Raw genomic sequence first — 1,393 nt, forward strand, 5'->3', positions numbered from 1 at the left:
TAACCGAAGAATTTTCACTTTATCAGAAAAATTTAGCTCTTGTTACTACAAAATTTTTTAGCAATCTTCCGATAACTATTGATAAATTAACAGAAATAGATTCTTCTCTTGTGCAAGAAGCGCATTATTTACTGAGAAAAATATCTCATGATCCCGCTGGACAATCTCTATTTATTCAACGCTGGCGCCTTAATCTTATTTTTGAAGTGACAACGTTTAATAAATTATTATTAGAGCAGGAAAAAGAACAGTTATTGGCTGAATTAGAGAAACGATTGAAATTAATTGGAAATTTAACAGAAATGTTTAATCAAAATAATCAGTCTTCTGGTAAATTATGGGATATGAGTAAAGGAGCTTTAACCCAATCCTGCAATAATATTCAATTATTAATTCAGTATAGCCATTTTTTACAACAACAACCTGAATTAGAAAAATTAGCAGAACTTTTAGGTAGAAGTAATTCGTTGAAATCTCAACAAAAACAGCAGAAAATATTAGAATCAATAATCTTCTTGGAAAAAATCCCTGACCAAACTACCTGAGCAAATTAGAGGGATAAACCAAGGTAATGATATTTTACGTCTTCTACCTGGTGTGAATTAGCATTGCTGGGATTAGAAGAACTCGAATTTGAATTTTCTAAAAATTAGTTAAAAAACATTTACTTACCTACAGGTTACAAGGCGATAATTGGCAGGAACGAAAAATATTACGTCCAACGGTCAAACATCACGATAAACAACAACCAAAAGGGCCATTTATTGTATGTATAGACACTTCAGGTTCAATGGGAAAATTTAATGAAAATTGTGCTAAAGCTTTCTGCCTCGCTTTAATGAAAATAGCCATGAGTGACACAACCGTCAGTGTCACATTATTCTATTTTCAATGTAAGTTATTGATTATGATTTATTAAGCAATGATGGATTATAACTAAGCGTCTTAATTTTGATTACAAAATATATGTTTTTCTCCAATATAAATTTAGTGATATAGAGTAATTACTTGTAATCATTTTAAAGTCACCCAGCTATAGAGAAATTAATGCAATTTCTTAATCAAACATTTAGTGGGGGAACCGATTTGCCTGCCTGTTTAAATAAATGTTTAGAAAAATGCAAAAATAGCAATGGAAAGATTCAGATGTGGTTGTGATTTCAGGTTTTATGGATCAACGGTTACCTGATAATTTAGTAAAAAAAATAAAAGTTCATCAAACGCAACAGCATCGTTTTCACGCTGTTATAGCTAAGTGACTTAATTTTGATGACATTATTTATATGAGCTATTCAATTGATTTTAGAGGTAAAGTGATATTTACGATAGAAGAAGAAGGGTTGAGTATCCGAGAAACAGCGAAGCAATTTCGGATTGGCTCTGCATCTGTATC

The 1,393-nt window shown here is 31.1% G+C and carries 1 protein-coding gene; it reads left to right on the forward strand.

Annotated elements, in window-relative coordinates; all coding sequences use genetic code 11:
• Nucleotides 1–545, forward strand: a 545-nt coding sequence (locus ARSQ2_RS11325) for a vWA domain-containing protein (RefSeq protein ID WP_476726898.1), incomplete at its 5' end; no start/stop codon positions are given.
• Between the last annotated feature and the right edge of the window lie 848 nt (nt 546–1,393).

It is taken from the genome of Arsenophonus endosymbiont of Bemisia tabaci Q2 (assembly GCF_902713415.1).
Lineage (GTDB): Bacteria > Pseudomonadota > Gammaproteobacteria > Enterobacterales > Enterobacteriaceae > Arsenophonus.